Below are 23574 nucleotides of genomic sequence, written 5' to 3' on the forward strand. Positions count from 1 at the left end.
ATCTGAGCGTATCCAGAGGATGATGCATTGATCGACAAGAGTCTCTTCCGTTTCGACGGTATCCGGTTCACCCTGGGCCTGCTGGCTGCCCTGTCCCTGGTCCAGGGCATCGGTGTGGTGGCTCAGGCCTATGGGCTGACCCTGGCCTTGGTGCACATTTGGAAGCTTCATAACCTGAAGGTGCTGGTGGTGCCAGTACTGATCTTCTTGGCAGCCTATACCTGTCGACAGCTCTGTGATGTGGCCAAGGATCGTCTGGCTACTGACCGGGCTGATGCCATTGTGGCTGAGTTGCGACCGCGCATCCAAGACAAGGTCTTCACGCTAGGGCCCTCTGCTCTGGCCCAGCGTGGCACAGGCTCCGCTGTCACCATGCTGGTGGATGGACTTGATGAGGTCCGCACCTACGTGTTGACTGTTCTGCCAAAGATGATGGACCTCCTTTTCATCCCCTTGATCGTCCTGGTTGCGGTCTGGACACAGGATGTGACCTCCGGCTTCATTCTCCTGTTCATGCTGCCCCTGCTTATTTTCTTTATGGTCATACTGGGGCTGGCCGCCAGAGACCGCTCCAGTCGACAGTATGCCCAGTTCCGCAAGCTCAACACCAGGTTCATGGATACGGTCCTGGGTTTGCCAACTCTGAAAATGCTGGGCATCGACAAGGAATACGAGGACGAGATCTACTCGGTCTCGGATCGCTTCCGCAAGAGGACCATGAGCGTAATCAGGGTGGCCATGACCTCCACCTTTGCCCTGGACTTCTTCGCCACCTTGGCCATTGCCATCATGGCAGTCTTTCTGGGCAATAATCTGATCAATGGCAAGGCGGAACTCTTCCCTGCTCTGCTGGCTCTGATCCTGGCTCCTGAGTACTTTATGCCCATCCGCCAGTTCGGAGATGACTTCCACGCTACCCTCAACGGCAAGAATGCCTTGGATGACATCGTGGATGTGCTGGCACAGCCGGAGACCAGGCGCTTGGAGAAGCTAGACTGGTCCGGGTGGAAGAAAGACAGCCACCTGCGCCTGGAAGGAATCGACTTCGCCTATCCCGGCCCCAAGCCGGTGGAAAGCAATGCTTCGGCTGGGGCTCAGATGGATGCCATGGCTAAATCCGGGAATCAAAAGACCAGCAAGAAGAATAGCAAGTCAAAGACAGCCAAGGCTCATGACCGTAATGGGAAATCGATCTCGGTTGGGTCATCGCAAGGCGCTGAAGTCGGGACTGCCTCGGATTCTCGCATAAGCGGGGCAGAAGGCGAACCGGAGGAGCAGCCTTTAGCCCTGCATGGATTGGACTTCGATCTGAATGGTTTTTCCAAGGTGGCTGTTGTTGGCCGTTCGGGAGCCGGCAAGTCTACGTTGATGGATCTGCTGGCCGGCTTCGATCAGCCGAAAGCTGGCACCATTGACCTAGATGGTCATAAGCTAGAGCACTGCAATGTGGCTGCCTGGCAGCGGCATATCAGCTATATTCCCCAGAATCCCTTCATCTTCCATGGCACTGTGGCCGACAACATTCGCTTCTACAAGCAGGATGCAGACGATGCCGCAGTGGCACGGGCAGCTGACCGGGCTGGGCTGACCGACTGGCTTCGAACATTGCCTGACGGTCTGGACACTCGAATCGGCGAAGGCAACCGCGGCATCAGCGGCGGCCAGGCCCAGCGGATCGCTCTGGCCAGGGGCATCCTGGACCCTTCACGCGAAGTACTGTTCTTCGACGAACCCACCGCCCACCTGGACATCGAGACGGAATATGACCTGAAGCAGACCCTGCTGCCCATCATGGAAGGGCACCTGGTCGTCCTGGCCACCCATCGGCTGCATTGGCTGGCCAACATGGACTGGGTGATCATGCTGGAGGACGGACGAATCGTGACCCAAGGCGACCCCCACGAGCTGATAGGCCATGGCGGACCTTTGGATACTCTGATCGATGAGATGGGGGGGAACCAGATTGCCGACTACCAGCAGGACTGAAACCGTCGGAAGAGACGGCAGGGGATCGTCGAAGACGTCCCGCCGCGGCCGCGGACTGTCAGGCTACATGCATATCTGGCACCGGGACCATTGGTTCTGGCCCTACCTTCGACAGAACAAGGGGCTGCTTGCTCTGATCTTCTTCCTGGGGACCATTACCTTCGTTTGTGCGGCTGGACTGATGTTCACATCGGGCTTTCTGATCAGCAGGTCTGCCCGGCACCCCTACAACATCTTCGCCGTCTATGTTCCAGTGGTCCTGACCAGGGCCTTCGGCATTGGACGGCCCACATTCAAGTACTTGGAGCGCATCAAAAGCCATGACTGGGTGCTCCGGGTGGTCTCCAAGCTGCGCGTTCAGCTCTACCGCACCCTCTCAAGGGATGCGGCCTTTCTGAACGAGCATGAGCGTACAGGCACGGTTCTGGGCATGCTCTCGGACGACCTGGACCATCTGGAGAACTTCTATCTGCGCACCATCTTCCCCACGGTCGTAGCCTATATGATGTGGTTGGTGGTCACCATCGCCGTAGGCGTCTTCTCCTGGCTGACATCACTCCTGCTCTTCCTGCTTTTTGCTCTGATCCTGATCCTGGTTCCGCTGGTATCGCTGGCTTATTCAGACGGACGCTACGATATGGAGAAGGCACGGCGGCAGGATCAGTACACCGCAGTGACCGAGAGCTACATGGGTCTGGGAGACTGGGTGATCACCCACCGTCGTCGACGCTTCATGGACACGGCGGCCGAAGATTTCAGCGACATCGCCAAAGGCCGCAAACAGCAGAAGCGGTTCGAGCGCTGGCGCAATTGTGGCATCCAGATGATTTTCGCTCTTATGGTGGTGGCTCTGATCGTTGGGGCGGATCTGCGTATGACCAGCTCCGAATCCATTGCGGACTTTGCGGCAGCCGTGGTCCTGGCGGTTTTCCCTCTGGTTGACTGTTTCATCGTGGTCTCCCAGGCTGTAGCTGAGGTTCCCCTTTATACAGACTCGTTGGACCACCTGAATAGTTTGACCGAGCGGGTCGAGTCTCGTCAGATTGCACCGACTGCGCAGACCAGACTGGAGGGGCCGATCAAGTCAATTGTTTTCGACCATGTCAGCTTCTCGTATGGGCCTGACGACCCCTTGTTGCTCAATGATTTCAGCCTGCGGATCGAGGGTGGGCAGCGCGTGGCCTTGCTTGGCCCCAGCGGGGAGGGCAAGACAACAGTCCTGCAGCTGCTCCTAGGCGACCTGCGTCCGACCAGTGGTCGCATTCTGATCAACGGAATGCCTGTCGAGGCACTGCAGGATCAGCGTCCGGAGCTTTTCGGCTATTTGAACCAGCAGGCCTTCCTCTTCAACACTACGATTGCCTCTAACGTGCGTCTGGGTGCCCCTCAAGCCGATGATGATCAGGTTCGCCAGGCCTTGAAAGCTGTACAGTTGGATGAGGTTGTGGCAGACATGCCCCAGGGGATCGACACGCCGGTGGATGAGGCCGGGGGGCGTCTTTCGGGCGGCCAGCGTCAGCGTCTGGCACTGGCCAGAATCGTGCTCAAACGCACCCCGATCATTCTTCTGGACGAGCCGACCATCGGTCTGGATCCTATAACCGAGCGTCGGCTTATGTCCATGATCTTCAAAGTCAGCCAGGGTCGTACTCTTCTTTGGGTCACCCACCACTTGCAGGGACTTGAGGAAGCCGACCAGATCATCTTTATGCAGGATGGCCATATAGCCATGCAGGGCCGACCCGTCGACTTGTACCATGACAATGCTCGTTTTCGTGAACTTTATCGAATGGACGTCTCTGACGTGGACAAGGATACCTTTGGAGGGATATACTCAGAGAGGCAGTCAGATTCAGATGGACGAAATCCTGTTGAATGATCATCAGGCTGTTTCTGTGAGCAATGAATTTTGCACGGTTGTCGGGTCGCCGATCAGAGTGGTTGGCTTTTCGGCAGGTCAGTGCATGCCGTCAGTTTGTGAATTTGATGGTACGGAAGTCGGAGCTCGGAGAAACGTCCAGGTCGCGAGGTCAGGGAGAGCCGAAAGGTTCCTGTGGGCACAAGCCTGGTCATATCTGAATCCACCAGGGTCCGGTCCGCGCGCCCACGTCCGATGGACCACTGCAGAGATTGGGAGGAACGATGTTCACTGTATTGGGATTGTCTAGATTCCAGTTCGCCATGACGACGATATTCCACTTCTTTTATGTCCCCATGAGCATTGGTCTGGCCCTTGCGGTCGCGATCATGGAGACCGTCTATGTGGTGACCAAGAAGGATGTCTACAAGAAGATGACCATATTCTGGTCCAAGATCTTCCTGCTTTCCTTTGCGGTCGGCGTGGTCACCGGCCTCATCCAGGAGTTCCAGTTCGGCATGAACTGGTCCAACTATTCCAGATTCATGGGTGACATCTTTGGCGCCCCGCTGGCCATTGAGGCTCTGGTTACGTTCTTCCTGGAATCTACTTTCATCGGCGTGTGGATGTTCACTTGGAACCGGTTCAAGCCGGCTGTGCATGCATCTTTCATTTGGCTGACTTTCCTTGGTTCGACTCTGTCGGCTATCTGGATTCTGGCTGCCAACAGCTTCATGCAGCACCCGGTTGGCTTCGAGATCAGCCAAACTACCGGCCATGTGCGTCTGACTAATTTTGGAGCTGTCATATCCAACCCTCAGCTCTGGATCGAGTTTCCCCACGTCTTCTTCGCTGCTGTCTGCACAGGGGCCTTTGTGGTCATGGGCTGCAGCGCCTTCAGTCTTCTGAGGATGCATCTGGGCAACAAGAATAAGGCCGTAGCTGTCGTTGAGGCTGATTCAGAGAAGCAGGCTAAGGTAAACCTGTTCACCAAGTCCATGCGTCTGGCCGCCTTGGTTGGGCTTATCGGATCCCTCTGCGTGATTACCTATGGTGATCTGCAGGGCAAGTACATCGTGACCGATCAGCCCATGAAGCTGGCTGCTACTGAAGGCATTTACGAGGATACTGGCGATCCTGCTCCCTGGACGGCTGTGGCCCTGATCAACGAGAAGGATCACAAGGTCGACGGGTCGGTCGAGATTCCTGGTGCCATGTCGATGCTGGCTTACGGTAAGAGCACCGGTGCTGTCAAGGGTATGAATACCATTAATAAGGAGCTGCACGAGAAGTATGATGCCAAATACGGCAAGGACATGAACTACTACGTGCCGGTCACCACCCTATTCTGGGTCTTCCGTCTGATGGTCGGGATCGGGTTCTCCTTCGCGCTGATATCGGCATTGGTGCTTTGGTTCACGCGTAAGAAGAAGAACACCCTGTACACTTCGCGCTGGAAGCTTTGGATCATGGGTATCTTCACCTTTGCACCCTTCGCGGCAACGACCAGCGGCTGGCTGGTGACTGAGCTGGGACGCTATCCATGGCTGGTCTATGGTTTCCAGACCATTGCCGATGGAGTTTCGCCCACTAGCACCGTGCCAAACCTGCTCTTCACCTGCATCGTGTACTTCCTGCTCTTCCTGGTTCTGGGCGGTGTCATGGTCTTCTACACCAGGCGGACTCTTCATCAAGGGCCCTTCTATAAGCCGGATGAGGGCAATGAGCCGCAGACGGACAAGGTGCACGGCGCACCGGCCAGGGTGGCCTTGGCCTGAAGGTCGACTGGCTTAAAGCTTTCCTTGCCCTTCGGCTAATCCCCCGCTTCGAACCTTATGGTTTGGGGCGGGGGATTAGCTGTCATCGGGCATTGCTGTCAGCACCGGCCAGCGATCCCGAGCATGAAGTGCATATTGTGGAGGATGTTCGGTGAACGTCTGATACCGGACTGGACTCGCCTGTTTTGGTTTGACCACACAGGTTGGGGTTACAACGCTTTTGGTCAGACCTGAGCGATCAGCTTGGCCGTAATTCGCTGCAACAGCTCACGCAGGCTCCGGTCCATGGGGGAATCCGCCAAGCTGTCTGAAGCGTGTAGCAGATAGTCCTTGGCGATTTGCCGACTGCTCTTCATCAGCTGGGGATGGGCTCTGAAGTAGTCAACTACCTGGTCGGAATCGTCCTGCTGAACCAAGGCTCTGAAGTTCTCATCTTCTTGGAATCCCAACAGAACCGGCAGCGTGTAGATTCCGTCGCGGATATCCTCCAGCTTGGGCTTGCCGGTGTCTCGATCCAGATCGAAATCGTTGATGTCATCAATGATCTGGAAGGCCATGCCCAGATTGCTGCCGAAGTCTCTGGCAGTACGCTCCAGTGCCGGGTCCGTTGGCTGGCCATCAAGGCGGATCCCGGTCAGACATGACAGGCGGAAGAGGGCTGCAGTCTTGCCCGAGATGGCTCTGTTGTAATCGTCAACAGTGATATGGGTGTGATGGCGGTCGGACTCCTGGTAGAGCTCGCCTCCGACGATTTCGCAGACCGTACCGGCCTGCTCGCGGATAAAGTCCGTGTCGGGAGCGATGGAGGCCATGATCTCCATGTAGCGCGAGAGGATCAGATCCCCCAAATATATGGCGGCCTTGTTTCCTCGTATGGTGTGGACCGTGGGTTTGTTGCGGCGGATGGATGCATTATCCAGAACGTCGTCATGGACCAGCGTGGCCAGATGAAGCATCTCGATAGCGGCAGCGCCAGTGATGACAGTATCGTCCAAGCGTCCTTCGGCGCCTGTGCCGGCTCTTGCAAAGAGGATCACCAAGGCAGCGCGGATCATCTTGCCATGGTTGTCCAACAGTCGGCGGTAATCCTCCTGATAGGGGGCCACGTGGGTACGCTCTTGATGCAGGCGATCGACGACTCGCTCAAGATCCTTGCGTAACAGGAGCTCTTGTCCTTCTGCCATGGAGGTATGCTCCCTCTAACTCGTTGAGAACCGCAACTTAACTAATATACCAAGTTCAATACCATCCGCGGAGATTGTCGGCCCTGTTCCGGCTGTTACCGTGGCCAATGTGGCCAAGTTAACATTAGGCTGCTGTCACGATGCAGCGAAGCCTCTAGATGGGTTCTATTCGTAAGGAGGCTGCACAGATCGGCCGAGGAGCGAAGCCGGGTGAAGTAGGGTAGATGTATGAGTCAGCATTTCCACGCGGATCAGGTCTCCCCACAAGGCGGCGAGGGAGAACCTGATCGACCGCTGTCCGTTTCGGCTCGTCTGGGGCGGCTTCAGTTTCACTACTCGGGCAAATTCAGACTTCTGCAATTGGCCGACGTTCAGGAGGGCCCCAAGGTCTCCACGGACACAATCAGGCTGATAGGCGCGGCTTGTGATGCGGCAAAGCCTGATCTGGTGGTCTTCTCGGGCAACCAGGTGGCCGGTTATGACACCGCCTATGAGCGAACCTTTCGTAAAAGGCGTTGGAGCACCCCGTTGGACGGCATCTACTCTGCTGGTCTGAGCATGGGCGGCGCCCTGGGGCTCGGAGGAGCCTCGCTGAAGCGCTCCTCCAGGCTCCAGGATGGCCCGGCAGCTGTGGACCGCGAGGAATCGGAGCATCAGGGTGCCAGCAGGGACGCCGAGCGTGTACGTCGGCAGAACATCAAGCACACCGAGGATTTGGTTCGCAGAACCGTTGGCCTGATTACCGGCCCACTGGTTGAGCGTGGGATTCCCTTCGTCGTCACCTATGGCAATCACGATTTTCAGTGCGGTCTGGACACTGATCAGATGGATGCTATATATCGGGAAGTGCCCGGTTGTCTGAACCCTGAGGCTACAGTCGCTCATCCTGATCGGGTCCATGCGCTGATCGGCTCGGCTCTGCCCTCTCAGACGGCCTTCGTCTGTGCTCCGGGCACCTTCGCCCTGCCTGTGGCGGATTGCGACGGTCGCGGTGTGGTGATGGGGCTGGTCCTGCTGGACTCTGGCGACTATGCCCGTGCAGGCGGCTACGGCTCGCCTTCGGCTCAGGCCTTGGACTTTTTGGCGGCTGCTCCTGATCTTTTGGGCAACCGATCCATAGTTTTCCAGCACATGCCCATTCCCCAGTTCTATGATCTGCTCAAGCCGGTGCCAGCCACCACAGCCTATGCTGTCCAAGGCTACCGAAGTTTCGATTCCCGTTGCTATATCCTGGACGAATCGCGCACGTGTCCGGGCTCCTACTTGGGCGAAGGCGTCTCCTGCCCGGATGAAGACAGTGGCGAGTATGGTCTGCTGACCCGAAAACGGGGCTACTTCGCTCTCTTCGCCGGGCATGACCATCGCAATGGCTTCGTAGGGCGCAGTGGAGATCTGACCCTGGGCGCTACGCCCACATGCGGATTCGGCTCGTACGGGCCGGTACCCAGTAAGCGGGCGGCCCGGCTCTTCGAGTTCGACATCCGCCATCCCCATCACCCTCGCACCCAGCTCTTGGAATTCGGCCAATTAGTGGGGCGGCCCGGTTCCCACAAGGTTTACACCTTCGCCATGAGCCACGTGCCTACATCCACCGGGGATGCAGTCAACCTCTTGCGTCGGCCTGGGTTCTTGGCGGGCGGTTTGACGGCCCTGGCGGGGCTGATCGCCTCTTGGGGCTCCACTCGACGCGGTAAGGGCTGAGAATCCGCTCAGGCTCTACGACGGGCGGGGGATGAGGCTCGCAGCAGAGCTTCAGTCAGGTATTTGCCTGCGGCCATGACCAGGGGGGCGTAGCGCCTTCCTGGCGTCGTGGACATGCGGTTGACCGGTCCGGAGATGGATATGGCAGCCATGACCTGCCCGGATCCATTGCGGATGGGAGCCGAGATGGAACAGACGCCCTCTTCGCGCTCGTTGATGGACTCGGCCCAGCCGCGCTTGCGGACCGTGGCCAGAGTCGCCGCGTTGAACTTGGCGTGTCGCAGACCCTGATGGAGGCGCTCAGGCTCCTCCCAGGCCAGCAGAATCTGCGCTGCCGACCCGGCATCCATGGACAGCAGGGCGCCTACGGGGATGGAGTCACGCAGGCCCGAGGCTCGTTCCACTGCGGCGATGCAGACCCGGACATCGCCTTGGCGGCGGAAAATCTGGGCTGATTCGCCCGAACGGTTGAGCAGTGTATGCAGAATGGGTCCTGAGGCAGTCAGCAGTCGATCCTCGCCCGCGGCGGCGGCTAACTCGGCGAAGCGGGAGCCCAGGACGAAGCGGCCATGCACGTCCCGCAGAACGAAGCGGTGACGCTCCAAGGCGATGGCCAGTCGGTGAGCCGTGGGGCGCGCCAATCCGGTGGCGTTGACCAGCTGGCCCAGGGTCATGGGTCCGGTTTCCAAGGTGTCCAGAATGCGCACCGTCTTGTCCAGAACGCCGACGCCCGAATGAATCTCCTCCTGATGCACGGTCTGATCGTTTGTTGAGGGGTATGCGTCGTCGTCATTCAAAGAAAGCGTGTCCATGGTTGAATTATGCCATCTCAGTATGTGAAATGCAAAAGTTCATAACGGTTGGGCAGCTCCATACTCGGTGGTAAGAGGCCGGCGGGGTGCCGATAAGGTTGGCGCCCTGGCCGGTCGTAGACTTTCAGGAGGCGATATGGGACGCACAATGGCGGAAAAGGTCTGGACCGATCATTTGGTCAGAAAGGGCCAGGGAGGCGAGCCCGATCTGATCTACATCGATCTGCAGCTCATGCACGAGGTGACCAGTCCACAGGCCTTCGAAGGTTTGCGTCTGGCAGGTCGAAAGATCCGTCACTTGGACCAGGTCATCGCCACTGAGGACCACAACACGCCCACGATCGACATCGATCGGCCCATTGCCGACAAGGTCTCGGCCCTGCAGATCTCCACTCTTGAACGCAACTGCCGTGAGTTTGGTGTTCGTCTGCATCCATTGGGGGACGCGGACCAGGGCATCGTCCATGCTTTTGCACCCGTTCTGGGGCTGACCCAGCCTGGCATGACCATCGTCTGCGGTGATTCGCATACCTCGACCCACGGGGCTTTTGGAGCCTTGGCTTTCGGCATCGGAACTTCTGAGGTGGAGCATGTTCTAGCCACGCAGACCCTGAGCCTGAAGCCGTTCAAGACCATGGCCATCACCGTCCGAGGAGAGCTTAAGCCGGGCGTGGGCGCCAAGGACGTCATCCTGGCCGTCATCGCCAAGATCGGCACTGGCGGCGGACAAGGACATGTTCTGGAGTACCGGGGCGATGCCATTCGACGCATGTCCATGGATGCGCGCATGACCATCTGCAATATGTCCATCGAGGCCGGGGCACGGGCCGGGATGATCGCGCCGGACGAGACTACCTTTGCCTACTTGGAGGGCCGGCCGCACGCCCCCAAGGGAGCCATGTGGGAGCAGGCCTTGGACTACTGGAGGACCCTGCCCACCGATCCGGATGCAGTCTTCGACAAGGAAGTCATTCTGGATGCCGACCAGCTGACCCCCTACGTGACCTGGGGCACCAACCCCGGACAGGGCCTGCCCATTGCCGCCGATGTGCCTGTGCCTGGAAAGATCGCCGATCCGGCCAAACGCCAGGCAGCCCAGGAAGCCATCGACTACATGGGTCTGCAACCGGGGATGCCCATCCGGGACATCGCCGTGGACACCGTGTTCATCGGCTCCTGCACCAACGGGCGCATTGAGGATCTTCGCGCGGCTGCGGCCATCATGAAGGGGCATCACAAGGCCAAGAATCTGCATCGCGTCCTGGTGGTTCCGGCTTCTTCGCGGGTCCGCATTCAGGCCGAAAAGGAAGGGTTGGACCGCATCTTCGAGGATTTTGGAGCCGAGTGGCGTAACGCCGGCTGCTCCATGTGCCTGGGGATGAACCCCGACCAGCTGGTGCCGGGGGAGCGTTCCCTTTCCACATCCAACCGCAACTTCCAGGGTCGTCAGGGCAAGGGCGGCAGGACGCATCTGGCCTCGCCAGAGGTGGCCGCAGCGACGGCCATCAGGGGGACCATCTGCTCACCGGCCGATCTGTAAGCCCATCAATCATTCGTCATCGCCATCCAGCAGGCAGGAGGTCATCATGGAGCCACTTTCCGTTGTCACCGGGGTCGGGGTGCCCTTGCGCCGCTCCAACGTCGATACTGATCAGATCATCCCCGCCGTATTCCTGAAGCGGGTGAAAAAGACCGGCTTCGAGGATGCGCTTTTCTATGCCTGGCGAAGGGACCCGAATTTCGTTCTCAATCGGCCCGAATACTCAGGTGCTCGCATCCTGGTGGCCGGGCCCGACTTCGGCATCGGCTCTTCGCGTGAGCACGCGGTCTGGGCCCTGCGGGATTACGGCTTCCGGGTGGTCATCGCCCCCCGCTTCGCTGATATCTTCTATGGAAACACCGCCAAGAATGGTGTTCTGGCTGCCATCATGCCCCAGGAATCAGTGGAGTTGCTCTGGAAGCTCCTGGAGGAGGACCCCGGCACCGAGATGACCGTGGACCTGGGCGCTCGCACGGTCGTCTGCGCTGATGTGACCCTGCCCTTCCAGGTTGATGACTATGTGCGATGGCGGCTTATGAACGGCTACGATGACATCGATCTGACTCTGCAGCACGAGGATGACATCCGCGCCTATGAGCGTATGAGGGCCGAGCGCTTCCCCTTCAAGCCACGCACCCTGCCGGCCCAGCACCTGCCTGAGGAGCCGGTTGCTCCGGCCAGGGAGGGCCAAATCGACTGGCCTGGACCCTTGGCTGATCGCGGCATCATCTGACCGACTGGCCGGTGCCCTCATATGACAGGCTTTTACCCTTCCCTCGCTTAGCATGGACTATGACAGCCAGGTCGACCATGGCCTGCTGGCAGCGAAGAGGGGGCGGTTTATTATGAGGCACGGCAAAGGTGATGTGCACGGCTGGGGCGTCAGACGGGCGGTGAACGTTCTGAGCGCCTTCGCCTTCATTTATGTGGCCATTGAGACTCTGGCGGGCCTTTTGGGAGCCAAGGTGGTTCTGCCCGCCCTCTTCCCGCACGCTTCCAAGGCGGAGCTCAACGGTCATCTGGGGGACTGGGCAGTGGTCGCTTCTGTAGTGCTGGCCCTGCTGTTTGCTTTGATCAGTCAATGGCCGGTCATCGTGGGTCGCGAACGTCATGGCCAGGACCAGGTGCGATGGGTGACCGCTCGACGATTCAGCCTGCTGGCACTGATCATCGCCTTGGCTTGCTTCTTCCTCAGTCAGCTGGTGGCTGGGGTAGCCGACTCCGGGCTGAGGACTGTTCTCTCCGGTACTGGGCTGCATCCGCCGGCCGCGTCCGGCGACGGCAGCCTAGACACGCCTATCATGCTCTTCTACGGCATTCTTCTGGGGCCCTTTGCCGAGGAGCTGGTCTTTCGTGGGGTCATTATGAACGGCCTGCGTCGTTTCGGCCGGGTCTTCGCTATTATTACTTCTTCTTTGCTTTTTGGCTTCATGCATGGCTCCCTGGTCCAGGGTCTGTTCGGCTTCATTTCAGGCCTGGTTCTGGGTTATCTGGCCATGGAGTACGGGCTGGTCTGGTCCCTGTTGGTGCACATGCTCAACAATGCCTTCTCCTCTGGCCTGCTGGCCAAGTACATGCCCTTGGCACCCGAGGTGATCCGCATCGGATTGGGTCTGCTCATGATGCTGGTGCTGTTGATCGGGGTCGTCGGCCTGCTGGTCAAGCTGTGGGCCCTCCGGGATTACTGCCGCATCAATCGCGCTCCCAAGGGTATTTATGCCTCTTGGAGAGCGCCGTGGTTCCTGCTCTTCTGCCTGGCCTGCTTGCTGATGGCCCTGAGCGAATTCGTGCCGGGGCTGGGATGACCAGGCGGTCGATGGTGCTGGCTTATTGTCCGGATTCCGCTGGGGAGCGACAATGTTGGACTGCATCTGGTTTGTAGCGTCAATGACGTGAACGTGGGGAGCGATTCGTGCTGCCGGGCGACCTTTATGGCCGTTCGGTAGTGCATAGGGGGAAGGATCGTCGACGCATGATGGATGATGAGCATCGCAGCAGCGGTAGCCAGCCTGCCGATGTCCGATACAACCAGAAGCGCTGGAAGGTGTCACCTCCCTCTCTTGCCCTCAGAACCGCAAGTCGCACTGGTGGCGAGGTTTACGCCCGTTACTGGAACTATCGGGAGGAGCCTATTGACCCGCCGCAGCTGAGCCTGCCGGGGGAGGCTATGGATGACGGCGTGGCCCATCCAAGGCGTATCGCGCATCAAAAGAATACGCTTCTGCAAACTGCTGACGGGCGCAAGGGAGCCATGCCGGCCGGTCAGCAATCCTCGGCGCTCCCAGAAGCCGATGATTTTTCGACCTCGGTCACTACGACCAGACGGTTGAAGGTTCCTGCATTTACTCCGATTGATCTGTCGGTCGATGGGCGCGACCCGAACGGGTCCGACCAAGGGCCGGTCCTGCGGCATATGGCGGTTCGCCAAGAGTCGGAGGGTTCAAAGACCATGGATATTTTAGAACAGCCGAAGCAGCCTGTTGACAAGGTTGTCTGGTCATGGGCCGAGCCGGAGACGCACAATGCTCAGGTCTTCTCCTGGAGTATGCGCAAACGTCGTAAGCCGTCCGCAAGCAGACGCGCAGACAAGCCAGCAGCTTCCGCCGCCAAGGATTCGCCTGCTTCCGCCGCTTCTGTTGCCAAGCCGGTCAAGTCCAATTCGGTAGTCGCTAATGGGGCGCCTTCGACTTATCTTTATGAGAATTCGAGGCCTACGAAGCCTGATCGCGTGTCTTCTGCATCTGCAACCGCTGATTTGGCTGAATCGTCCGCAGCGCCGGTTCAAACGTATCCAGCTCCTATGGGGTTTGCTGATCGGCCGGTCATCGTACCTCGTTCGGATGCCGACTGGGATTCGCTTGTCACTGGCTTAGGGACTTCGGGCCAGGATGGCGCTCCTGCAAGATCCATTGTCGACGAAACCAATCATCGGCGGCGTTGGGCCTGTTTTGCCCCACGGGTTGTTGCCCGGCATGGGGCAGGCGTCAGCGTCGGCACCGACAGTCAGATGGCTTTATCCTCGGCTTCTGGCAGTCAGGAAAAGGTGCCCGCTCAAGTGGCTGACAAGTCCACCACCTACACAGCCAGTGCGAGGGTGCTGCACGCCGTTAATGGTCAGGCAGCCTTTGCCTTTGCCTACCTAACCATATCCGTTCTGGTGCTCATGCTCGGTTCATGGATGATCCAGCCAGTCCTCATGGAGCGGATCAAGTCTCCTGAATTCGTCTTCCTCCTATCCGACGGGGTTGCCCTGATGTCGGTCCTGATAGGGCTGACCTATGCCTGCATCTCAGAATGGAGCGTTATTCGAGGTGTGGATCAGCGAGGTCAGGACGCCGTCCGCTGGCGCACCGGCCGAAGAATGACGCCTGCGGCTCTGCTTGCCCTTGGAGCAGTGCTTCTGCTGGGCCAGGAAATGGTTCATGAACTGAATAAGTTCTTCAACTATTTCTGCCCACTGCTGCACATCCCTTCCTTGGCCTCGCGCAGCCTGCTGGCTACCGGAGCCTCCTCGCCAATGATGATCCTATATGCCTTTCTTGTGGTTCCCCTGGCTGAGGAGCTGGTCTTTCGTGGCATCATCCTCAATGGGCTTCGCCGGTTTGGGCGGGTCTTCGCCATCCTGACTGCGTCCCTGCTCTGCGCCCTGTCGCAGAGCGACGCTGTCTCCGGGGTTTGGATCTTCCTGCTGGGGCTGGCACTGGGGTACTGCTCTCTGGAGTATGGTCTGATCTGGGCAATAGGAGCCCGTATGGTCGGCGATCTGCTCTTCAGCGGCCTGCCCGACCGCTATCTGATCAGCGCCCCGCGTACCGTTCGCCTGTCGGCTTTGACAGTGGCGCTGGTGCTGGTCCTGGCTGGATTGGTTATGTTCTTTCTGCATCGCATTGGCCTGTTGGACTACTTGCGGCGTTATCGAGCTCCTCAAGGAACTTACGTTTCCTGGAGGCAGCCCTGGTTCCTGTTCTATTCGCTGCTCTGCCTGCTGCTGACCGTTGTCAAGTTCGTCCCCGGTCTGCTTTAGAGCGTGTCATATTGGTGCCGCCAGTAGTGGCGTAGACTTGGACCAGTTGGAGGCCGGTACCGGATGGCCACACCTGCAGAGGAGCATGGAAGGGCATAGTGATATGGGGCAGACAGCGACGGCCGATGCGCCGGTGACCGGGCAAACTCAGAAGCCCAGGCGTGGCGTGGCGGATTACGTATGGATGAGTGCAGCCAGGGTGATGCTCAACCATCAATCCGGCTTGTTGCTAGTATACCTGCTCATCGGCAACAGCGTCGGTTATCTGTTCGGTGTCATTGCTCAGATGGAGTGGAATGCCGTCTTCGATCCGGTGCGTGCCCACTCCGGGTTCATGTATATCATCGATCATGCCGAAGACGAATACGGAGGCATCATCAACCTGGTCGCCTCCTGCACCGCACTCTGCTTCCTGGTATTCGTACGCCGTCGCCAGATCTGCGACTCCGGCCCTCTGGGCATCTTCCACACCGATCTGCATCCCATGACCTGGCAGGTTCTGCTGGGGTGTTTTGCGCTGACGCTTACCGGGCAGACCCTGGGCGGCTGGTATCAGTCAGGCATGGACTGGACTACGGCGGGGATGGGAGTGCATCAGGCCTGGACCGCCGCCAAGCAGATTCAGCAGGCCTCAGGTACCATACCTATGTTCATCTACTCCGGCCTGCTGGCCCCCGTCATTGAGGAGATGGTCTTCAGAGGGGCCATCCTGCACGCATTGAAGCCCTATGGCCATGTCTTCGCCATCGTCACCTCTGCGGTCATGTTCGGCTTCTTCCACGGTGACCTTGGCCAGGGATTCTTTGCTTTCATCATGGGTCTGGTTTTGGGCTATCTGGCTTGCGAATACTCCATATTCTGGTCCATGGCTCTGCATATGTTCAACAACTTGGTTGTCATCGACGGGCTGGATTTTCTCCTGAGTTTTATGAGCGATGACATGTCCCTCTATATGAAAGTGCTTATGATGCTGGCAGGCATCCTGGCAGGCATCCTGGTCCCCTACCTGGGTCGTCATCGGATTGCCGCCTTCCTGCGGAACAACCGCACGTATACAAATGTCTATGGCGCCTGGGTCTGTCCCTGCTTCATCATCTTCCTGCTGATCATGGGCTTGACCATGCTCATCCCCTTTTTCTCGACGGGCAGCTGATCAGTGTCTGGCTGGTATGGGCGGATCTATGCCCGAGGCGACAATTCACGGTGTCCCCACACCCCCTGTGGCAGACTTGCAGATAGGGGCCGATGATGCGCCAAAGCCCGGCTCTGAGCGGATACGAGAAAGAAGCCGATGTATGCCCGAGATGAATACACAGAATGATGTGCTGCATGTGGTGGGCGGCAGACCCTTGCATGGCACCATACAGGTCCGCGGAGCCAAGAACTTCGTCAGCAAGGCCATGGTGGCTGCTCTGCTGGCTCCCGATGTGTCGGTGCTCAAGAACGTGCCCGAGATCCGCGATGTCCAGGTGGTCTCGGACCTGCTGAGGCTGCATGGCGTCAAGGTTGATGTGCGTCCGCAGGAGGGCGTGGTCACCATTGATGCCAGCCATGTGGAGCTGGCTGATGTGGCCGATGTAGACACCCTGTCGGGCTCTTCCCGCATTCCCATCCTTTTTTCTGGGCCGCTTCTGCATCGGATGGGCGAGGCGTTCATCCCCGTTCTGGGCGGTTGCCGCATCGGCAGCAGACCTATCGACTTCCATCTGGAGACTCTGCGCAAGCTGGGGGCCAATGTCGACAAGGAGCATGAGGCCGGCATCCACATCACCGCACCAGACGGTCTGCACGGAGCCAAGATTCACCTGCCCTACCCCTCGGTAGGCGCCACGGAGCAGACCCTGCTGGCGGCCGTCCTGGCCGAAGGCCGTACCGAGCTGTCAGGGGCGGCTACTGAGCCCGAGATCATGGATCTGGTGGCTGTCCTGCAGAAGATGGGCGCCCAGATCTCGGTGGACGTGGACCGGACCATCCGCATCGAGGGGGTGCCCTCTCTGAAGGGCTTCACTCATACCTCCCTGCCTGACCGCATAGAGGCCGCCTCTTGGGCCTCAGCCGCCCTGGCCACTCATGGCGACATCATGGTCAAAGGTGCCCACCAGCCCGACATGATGACCTACCTGAATGTCTTCCGCAAAATTGGCGGCCAGTTCGATGTACGCGATGACGGCATCCGATTCTGGCATCCAGGCGGCGACCTGCGACCCGTGGCCATCGAGACCGACGTACACCCCGGGTTCATGACCGACTGGCAGCAGCCCCTGGTGGTGGCCCTCACACAGGCCAAGGGCCTTTCCATTGTTCACGAGACCGTCTACGAAAATCGCTTCGGCTTCACCGAACCGCTGATTCAGATGGGCGCCACCATCCAGCTGTACAAGGAGTGCCTGGGATCCCTGCCCTGCCGCTTCCAGCAGCGCAACTTCAACCATTCGGCCGTCATCTTCGGACCCACCCCGCTGACTGGCCAGGACATCGACGTGCCCGACCTGCGTGGCGGCTTCAGCCACCTGATTGCTGCACTGACGGCATCCGGGCCCTCTACTGTCCATGGCATCTCCCTGATCGATCGCGGCTACGAGGACTTCCGCGACAAGCTGCTGGCCTTGGACGCGCAGATCGACTGATCCGGCAGACGCTGATGGCTTCCAAAGGCAAACCCTCCCCTCGGTCTGCAGTGCCTGCCCTGTCCGACCAACAGGTGGCACTGCTGGCCCGGCGGCACAGGTTGGTGGATCCGACCCGCTACTATCCCACTGGCCGCCGCACGCCGGCTCTGGATGAGATAGACGGTCAGCACCCTGTGGGCACTACCCGTCTATTGCGCGGGGTCTCCAAGGTGGTGCGTGACTCCTGCCGGGTCTATGCCTGGGGGCTGGAGCAGGTGCCGCAGACCGGCCCCTTTATCACCGCTGCCACCCATGTGACCCAGTTCGACGTTTTCATTCCCATGATGGCCCTCTTCCACCAGGGTCGTCGCCCACGGTATATGGCCAAGGCCGAGATGGCTCATTGGCCCTTGATCGGCAGCTGGTTTCGCATGGTGGGCATGCAGCCGGTCGAGCGTAAGTCCGGCAAGGCCAGATCGATTGAGGAGGAGTCGATCAGCATCATCACTTCGGGCAGGCCACTGACCATCTGGCCGGAGGGCACCGTGACCCGTGACCCCCTGAAGTGGCCCATGTCGCTCAAGCCCGGGGTCGGATTCATCGCCTTGGAGGCCTCGCGGCAGCTTGGCCGAATGGTTCCTCTTTATCCCAGCATCACCTGGGGGGCGGCTTCAATCAATCACAAGTGGCCCTGGCCACGGAAGAACGTGGTCATGTGCTATGACGGACTCCTTGACTATTCCGACCTGCTTGAAGATATGGATCAGTGGGGAACGGAACCCCCCAAGCAGTCCGTACATGCCCTCTGCGTCCGCCTGCGTGACAGGATGGAGGAGGTCATGGCCGAGATTCGCGGCGAGGAGCCCCCTGCAGCTGGATACTTCGATTACGTGACTATGACCCGTAGGCCCAGAAGCGAGCAATAAGGCCGGAACCCACATCCGATTCCCCTGTCTGGCGGTCGTGTCATAGGATGGGAGGGACAAGAATGAGATTGCTGGTCGGCGTTCCTGTGCGTACGGCATTATGCAAAGGAGAATGATGACGAAGATCGCGGTATTGGGAGCAGGCGCATGGGGAACCGCTTTTGCTCAGGTACTCGCCGATGCAGGCAACCAGGTGGTCATGTGGGACATCAACCCGGATGTCGTAGAGGAAATCAACAGTCAACATTCGAATGCTCGTCGTCTTCCGACAGTGAAGAGGCTGCCCGATGCCATCATCGCTGAGGGAGACCGGGCTAAGGCTGTTTCGGGGGCTGAAATCGTGGTTGTCGCCATAGCCGCCCAGCACGCCTGCGAGGCCTTGAAAGAATTTAAGGATCTGCTTGGTCATGATGCTCTTGCGGTTTCCCTGATGAAGGGGATTGAACGGGGCACCGACAGGCGAATGGATCAGGTGGTCTGCCAGACGCTGAATCTGGATCCGGTCAGGTTTGCAGCCGTCTCGGGCCCCAATCTGAGCAAGGAGGTAGCCGCCCGTGAGCCGAGCGCCACTGTGGTTGCCAGCGCTGATGCTGATGCTGCCATGAGAGTGGCCCGTGCCTGTACGACTGACTATTTCAAGGCCTTTGTCTCAGACGATGTGATCGGCTTGGAAATGTGCGGATCGCTGAAGAATGTCACTGCGCTGGCCGTAGGGATGTCACGGGGGGCTGGTTTCGGAGAAAACACGGCCGCCATGATCCAGGCCAGGGGTCTGGCTGAGCTCACCGCCTTAGGGGAGGCTTGCGGTGCCAAATCCAAGACTTTCGCTGGCCTTGCCGGAGTCGGCGATCTAGTGGCCACCTGCGGATCGCCTTTGAGCAGAAACTACACTTTTGGCTTTAACCTGGGCCAGGGCAAAAGCATTGAGGAAGCCACTCGCGTCAGCAAAGGCGTAGCCGAAGGCGTACCCACCACCGATGCTGTTGTCGCCTTGGGCAAGCGTTATCAAGTGGCGACCCCGCTGGCTACAGCTATGAGTCATGTACTGGATCAGGGACTGAGCTGCCGGGGCATGATTGACGAGCTGTTGGGCGGGCAGATCACTGCGGAATGAGTCTGGTGGCCATCGAAAAATTCTGAGGGCTATAGGGAATGCGAAGGCTGTGGAGCCTGAGCCATCAACCTTTTGATTGGCGATAACCGGTTTTCAGATCAAGCCGCGCGTCCGGCTTGCCAGGTTCGTGTATCAGTCCTGGCATGCCTGTTCGTGCCAAGCTTGTGGATGAGCGACTGCGTCCGGGCCGTGCTGCCTTGCGAGGGGATATTCTGCTGTCTTGAATGATGCATCTGCTCGGGCAGGTGCGTGAGGTTGAAAATCATGTCCAGGATGAGGAAAGCCGAGGGATGATGGTCAGGAAACGTGTTGTGGTGCTTTATGGCGGGCGTGCCGACGAACATTCCATATCCTGCGTGTCGGCGGCTGGTGTGCTCAATGCCATCGACACCGACCGATATGAGCCCATCCCCATTGGCATCACCAAGGACGGTCGATGGACCGTAGGCGGTCAGGACCCTAAGCATTGGGGTCTGGACGATGCCAGTCTGCCAACGGTGCAGATAACCGAAGACAGCCGTCCGGTCATTCTCGACATGGCCCGCGGCAGAGAGGGTTTTCTGATCGGCGACCATGCTGATCTGATTTCTGGCGCCCAACCTTCCAGCGCAGTCGGCTCCCTGGAGCCTTTGGGACATGTTGACGCGGTTTTCCCGGTGCTCCATGGCCCTTACGGTGAGGACGGCACTCTGCAGGGTCTGCTCGAAATGATGGGTCTGCCCTACGTCGGATGCGGGGTTTTCGCCTCTGCCGCATGCATGGACAAGCACTACACCAAGATCCTGCTCAGTCAAGCCGGCATACCTGTGGCTCCTGGCATTACCATAGACTCCCGTGAACAGCGGTCCGGCTCCGACCTGCTAGCCACAGTAGAGGAGGCGGGGCTGCATTACCCGCTCTTCGTCAAGCCTTCCCGTGCAGGATCCAGTTTTGGCGTGGTCAAGGTAGAAGAGCCCGAAGGTGAAACCCTGGCTGCCGCAGTCGACGAGGCCGCAAGACACGATTGGCGGGTCCTGATAGAGGAGGGCATCGAAGGACGGGAGATCGAGTGCGCTGTGCTCGCCTCCGGCAAGGACGGAAAGCCCCGCACGGCCTGGCCCGGCGAAGTGGTGCTGGACAAGGCTGATCGGGATGAGGCCTTCTATGATTTCGACAGCAAGTATGTAGACTCGTCCGCCTCCCATGTGGAGGTTCCAGCGGACCTGCCAGAGGAGACTCTTCAGAAGGTTCGCGATATGGCTGCCAAGGCCTTCAGAACCGTGGACGGCGCCGGTCTGAGCCGTGTGGACTGCTTTGTAACCTCTGAGGGCAGGGTCATCGTCAACGAGATCAACACCATGCCTGGTTTCACGCCTATCTCCATGTATGCCAAGGCCTGGGAGGCCACCGGGATTACCTACACCGATCTGATTACCGATCTGATTGAGGGCGTATCGGCCTGACTGTGACAGTGAGTGTTTCCTATAATGGAAGCGTCCGCTGTTGTACTCGCTGGTAAGGCAAGGTTCCCCATGAACGCTGGTCCCGTTAAGCTGCTGAGTCTGATTGCCGATAAGAGCAAGCGTTTTATCGTCCCAGTGTATCAGCGCCCATATTCCTGGGATGAGGAACAATGCGAGCAGCTTTGGAACGATGTGCTTGATATTGAGCGTTTAAACAAAAGATCTCATTTCATGGGCTCAGTGGTATGGATTCAAGAGGGCACCATGGGTGCCGATGGGGTGACACCTGCCCTCATTATCGACGGTCAGCAGAGAATCACAACTGTCGATCTTCTCCTAGCAGCCCTTGCTGACTATGCACGCAGTCATCAAGATCAGGGCAATGAGCTGCAGTTTTCCTGCGAAAAACTCAAAAGCGAATATTTGATCGATTCCTGCAGGAAAGGCGAAGGGCATTATCGTTTGTGCCTCTCGCAGGGTGATCGTGACACATACAGGTCTATCATCCATTATTTGGAAGATCCTAAGGCTTCGATTATGGGTGAATCCCATAGGCTCATCGACAACCTCCATTGGTTCAGTCATCAATTAGAGGACATGAAAGACCCGAACAGTGTGTGGGCCGGGCTCAGGCGCTTGGAGGTGGTATCGATCTCCTTGACCCAGGGTCAGGATGATCCACAGGCTATCTTCGAGTCCATGAACTCGACTGGCAAGGAGCTATCGACTGCAGATCTGGTTCGTAATTATGTACTTATGAGGCAGCCCTTGGAGATGCAGGGAAAGTTGTATGAAGATCACTGGAGAAGAATCGAAATAGCGCTTGGTGCAGATGCCTATGATGACGTTTTTGATGACTTTCTCTATGACTGGCTTGCCATTATCAATGCCCCCAGACCAGTGTCTGCACGAGACGTATACCGGTTCTTTAAGGACTATACGACCAACAATGGCTACGATAACGATGGCCAAATAATCGGACTTCTTGATCAGATGAGTAAGTTTGCCGGGTATTATTCGCGTATTACTTCGAGCTCGGGGGAAGATCCTGAAGTAGATCGATTGCTTGGCCGTATTCATGCTCTCAATATGTCCGTCATCAACCCCCTGCTCATGACCCTTTTGGATGATTACCAGGAGGGGGATGATCTCTTTAGCCGCAGTGATTTTGTATCCATGCTGAAACTATTGGAGAGTTATCTCTTCCGCCGCATTGCCTGCCAGATATCGAGCAATGGGCTGAACAGGTTTTCGCTTTCGGTCATTGCACGTCTCAGACAGATAAAGGAAGATGGGTCACCCGGTTATCGGCAGGCTTTCGAGGCAGCCTTGCTGGGCGGTGATGGAACAAGCCATCGGATGCCTGATGACAATGAATTTCGTCAGACTCTTCTTTCACGCGACTTCTATCCCTTTTCGCGTTGTTATTACATGTTGACAACACTGGAAAATGCGCACCATCCTAAGAATCCGATTGACTTTTCCTCAGGGAATCTCACCATTGAGCATATTCTGCCCCAGAATGCGCTCGCTCATGAACAGTGGCGGCAGATGCTGGGCTCTGATTGCGAAAGAGCCTTTGCTGAGCATGTTAATAAACTCGGGAATTTGACGCTGACCGCTTATAACTCTGAACTCTCAGATGGGCTTTTTGAAGCGAAACAGCGTCGAATTGTCGGCGGGTATCAGGATGAATACCTGTCTATTTCACATGGGTTGGGTGATGCCAAGACTTGGAACGCTGAGTCCATCGAGGCCAGGACGCGCCTACTGACAGACGAGGCCTTGACAGTCTGGCCTATGCCTAAGATCGATCGAGCGACTATCGACAGGTACCGATCTGATAAGCAGTCGAAAATTCCGGCAAAGACGGTTTCTTTGCACATGTTGAGTGCCAGTGGACTGCTGAAACCCGGCGATCAACTTGAAAGTCTCGCTCGCAAGTATGAGGCCAGTGCTCTCATAACTGAAGAGATGATGATTAAGGTCTCGGACGGGCGTGAATTTGACAGTCCCTCGTCAGCGGCTTCGCATGTTCTCAAATTGGCTGGGGCGAGCAGCAGCTCAATCAATGGCTGGACGTTCTGGGGACGTGGAGGCATCAGCCTTGACGATCTTCGTTCTCGTTACCGGGTCTCGCAAGGTGATATGGAGTCTTTGGACCGTTCGAAGTTGCGAGCCATGTTCTGGGATGGATTCGTTGACTTCTGTAAAGCCAGAGATGGCTTCATGACTACATTCGGCTCGTCCTTTACCGGAGCCGACCATACGGGATACCGGCTGAGTTTTGGATCCCCTGTTTCCGGCTGCAATCTGGCAGGTCTCATCGGCATCAGGGATGAGTACACCACTGTTGAATTTCTCTTTCACGATCCTGTGCGATATGCGGACTTCATGGATCACAGGTCTCAGGTCGAGAGCGATCTGTCAGGACAGGAGGGTGATTTGGACTGGGATGATAAGGATGCAGACAAGAAGTCACGCCACCTGACTTTGACCAGGCATACTGATTACAAACAAGATCAATGGGATGATGTCTATCGTTGGCTGGCCGGCGCCTTGCTGAATATGAAAAGTGTCGGCAGATACGTCCGCTAGTT

The 23574-nt window shown here is 58.0% G+C and carries 16 protein-coding genes; 14 read left to right on the plus strand and 2 right to left on the minus strand.

What is annotated here, in order from left to right; genetic code table 11:
• The first annotated feature begins 27 nt into the window (after positions 1 to 27).
• From ACUIAD_RS03935 to ACUIAD_RS03945, 3 genes are all read left to right on the plus strand, one after another.
• Positions 28 to 1986, plus strand: coding sequence for an ABC transporter ATP-binding protein/permease (locus tag ACUIAD_RS03935; RefSeq protein ID WP_445343746.1), 1959 nt, complete (start codon positions 28 to 30; stop codon positions 1984 to 1986).
• A gap of 67 nt (positions 1987 to 2053) precedes the next feature.
• Positions 2054 to 3865 carry a thiol reductant ABC exporter subunit CydC gene (cydC, locus tag ACUIAD_RS03940; RefSeq protein ID WP_445343747.1) on the plus strand — a complete coding sequence of 604 codons (1812 nt, stop codon included), beginning with the start codon at positions 2054 to 2056 and terminating at the stop codon, positions 3863 to 3865.
• A gap of 263 nt (positions 3866 to 4128) precedes the next feature.
• The gene (locus ACUIAD_RS03945) at positions 4129 to 5622 is read left to right on the plus strand and encodes a cytochrome ubiquinol oxidase subunit I (protein WP_110451640.1); all 1494 of its coding nucleotides are present in this window, start codon (positions 4129 to 4131) and stop codon (positions 5620 to 5622) included.
• Between the two features lie 224 nt (positions 5623 to 5846).
• On the opposite strand, the gene ACUIAD_RS03950 is transcribed toward ACUIAD_RS03945, so the two are convergent.
• The gene (locus ACUIAD_RS03950) at positions 5847 to 6806 is read right to left on the minus strand and encodes a polyprenyl synthetase family protein (protein WP_445343748.1); all 960 of its coding nucleotides are present in this window, start codon (positions 6804 to 6806) and stop codon (positions 5847 to 5849) included.
• Between the two features lie 228 nt (positions 6807 to 7034).
• Here ACUIAD_RS03950 and ACUIAD_RS03955 point away from each other — a divergent pair, with 228 nt between their 5' ends.
• Complete coding sequence (locus ACUIAD_RS03955; RefSeq protein WP_445343749.1) at positions 7035 to 8507, plus strand: serine/threonine protein phosphatase; 1473 nt, start codon at positions 7035 to 7037, stop codon at positions 8505 to 8507.
• An 8-nt stretch (positions 8508 to 8515) separates the two neighbouring features.
• Here ACUIAD_RS03955 and ACUIAD_RS03960 read toward each other — a convergent pair whose 3' ends face one another.
• Positions 8516 to 9319 carry an IclR family transcriptional regulator gene (locus ACUIAD_RS03960; RefSeq protein WP_445343750.1) on the minus strand — a complete coding sequence of 268 codons (804 nt, stop codon included), beginning with the start codon at positions 9317 to 9319 and terminating at the stop codon, positions 8516 to 8518.
• 136 nt (positions 9320 to 9455) lie between these two features.
• Between ACUIAD_RS03960 and leuC the strand changes: the two genes are divergently transcribed.
• From leuC to ACUIAD_RS04010, 10 genes are all read left to right on the plus strand, one after another.
• On the plus strand, positions 9456 to 10859 hold the full coding sequence (gene leuC / locus ACUIAD_RS03965) for a 3-isopropylmalate dehydratase large subunit (RefSeq protein ID WP_110451644.1): 1404 nt from the start codon (positions 9456 to 9458) through the stop codon (positions 10857 to 10859).
• Between the two features lie 46 nt (positions 10860 to 10905).
• Entirely contained in the window at positions 10906 to 11592 is a 687-nt protein-coding gene (gene leuD, locus ACUIAD_RS03970; protein ID WP_110451645.1) for a 3-isopropylmalate dehydratase small subunit, read from the plus strand.
• Between the two features lie 112 nt (positions 11593 to 11704).
• Complete coding sequence (locus tag ACUIAD_RS03975; protein ID WP_181414386.1) at positions 11705 to 12664, plus strand: CPBP family intramembrane glutamic endopeptidase; 960 nt, start codon at positions 11705 to 11707, stop codon at positions 12662 to 12664.
• 167 nt (positions 12665 to 12831) lie between these two features.
• Positions 12832 to 14883, plus strand: coding sequence for a CPBP family glutamic-type intramembrane protease (locus ACUIAD_RS03980; RefSeq protein ID WP_445343751.1), 2052 nt, complete (start codon positions 12832 to 12834; stop codon positions 14881 to 14883).
• Positions 14884 to 14986: 103 nt separating this feature from the next.
• Positions 14987 to 16036 (plus strand): lysostaphin resistance A-like protein, encoded by a 1050-nt coding sequence (locus tag ACUIAD_RS03985; RefSeq protein WP_445343752.1) that lies wholly within the window; start codon positions 14987 to 14989, stop codon positions 16034 to 16036.
• A gap of 151 nt (positions 16037 to 16187) precedes the next feature.
• Positions 16188 to 17510 carry a UDP-N-acetylglucosamine 1-carboxyvinyltransferase gene (gene murA / locus ACUIAD_RS03990; protein ID WP_110451781.1) on the plus strand — a complete coding sequence of 441 codons (1323 nt, stop codon included), beginning with the start codon at positions 16188 to 16190 and terminating at the stop codon, positions 17508 to 17510.
• Between the two features lie 14 nt (positions 17511 to 17524).
• Positions 17525 to 18418, plus strand: coding sequence for a lysophospholipid acyltransferase family protein (locus ACUIAD_RS03995; protein WP_110451649.1), 894 nt, complete (start codon positions 17525 to 17527; stop codon positions 18416 to 18418).
• A gap of 115 nt (positions 18419 to 18533) precedes the next feature.
• The gene (locus ACUIAD_RS04000; RefSeq protein ID WP_445343794.1) at positions 18534 to 19532 is read left to right on the plus strand and encodes an NAD(P)H-dependent glycerol-3-phosphate dehydrogenase; all 999 of its coding nucleotides are present in this window, start codon (positions 18534 to 18536) and stop codon (positions 19530 to 19532) included.
• A gap of 293 nt (positions 19533 to 19825) precedes the next feature.
• Entirely contained in the window at positions 19826 to 20974 is a 1149-nt protein-coding gene (locus ACUIAD_RS04005; RefSeq protein WP_445343795.1) for a D-alanine--D-alanine ligase family protein, read from the plus strand.
• Positions 20975 to 21043: 69 nt separating this feature from the next.
• A complete protein-coding gene (locus ACUIAD_RS04010) occupies positions 21044 to 23572 on the plus strand; it encodes a GmrSD restriction endonuclease domain-containing protein (RefSeq protein ID WP_445343753.1) in 2529 nt (842 codons plus the stop codon).
• Positions 23573 to 23574 lie beyond the last annotated feature (2 nt).

The organism is Bifidobacterium sp. ESL0819 (assembly GCF_052606245.1).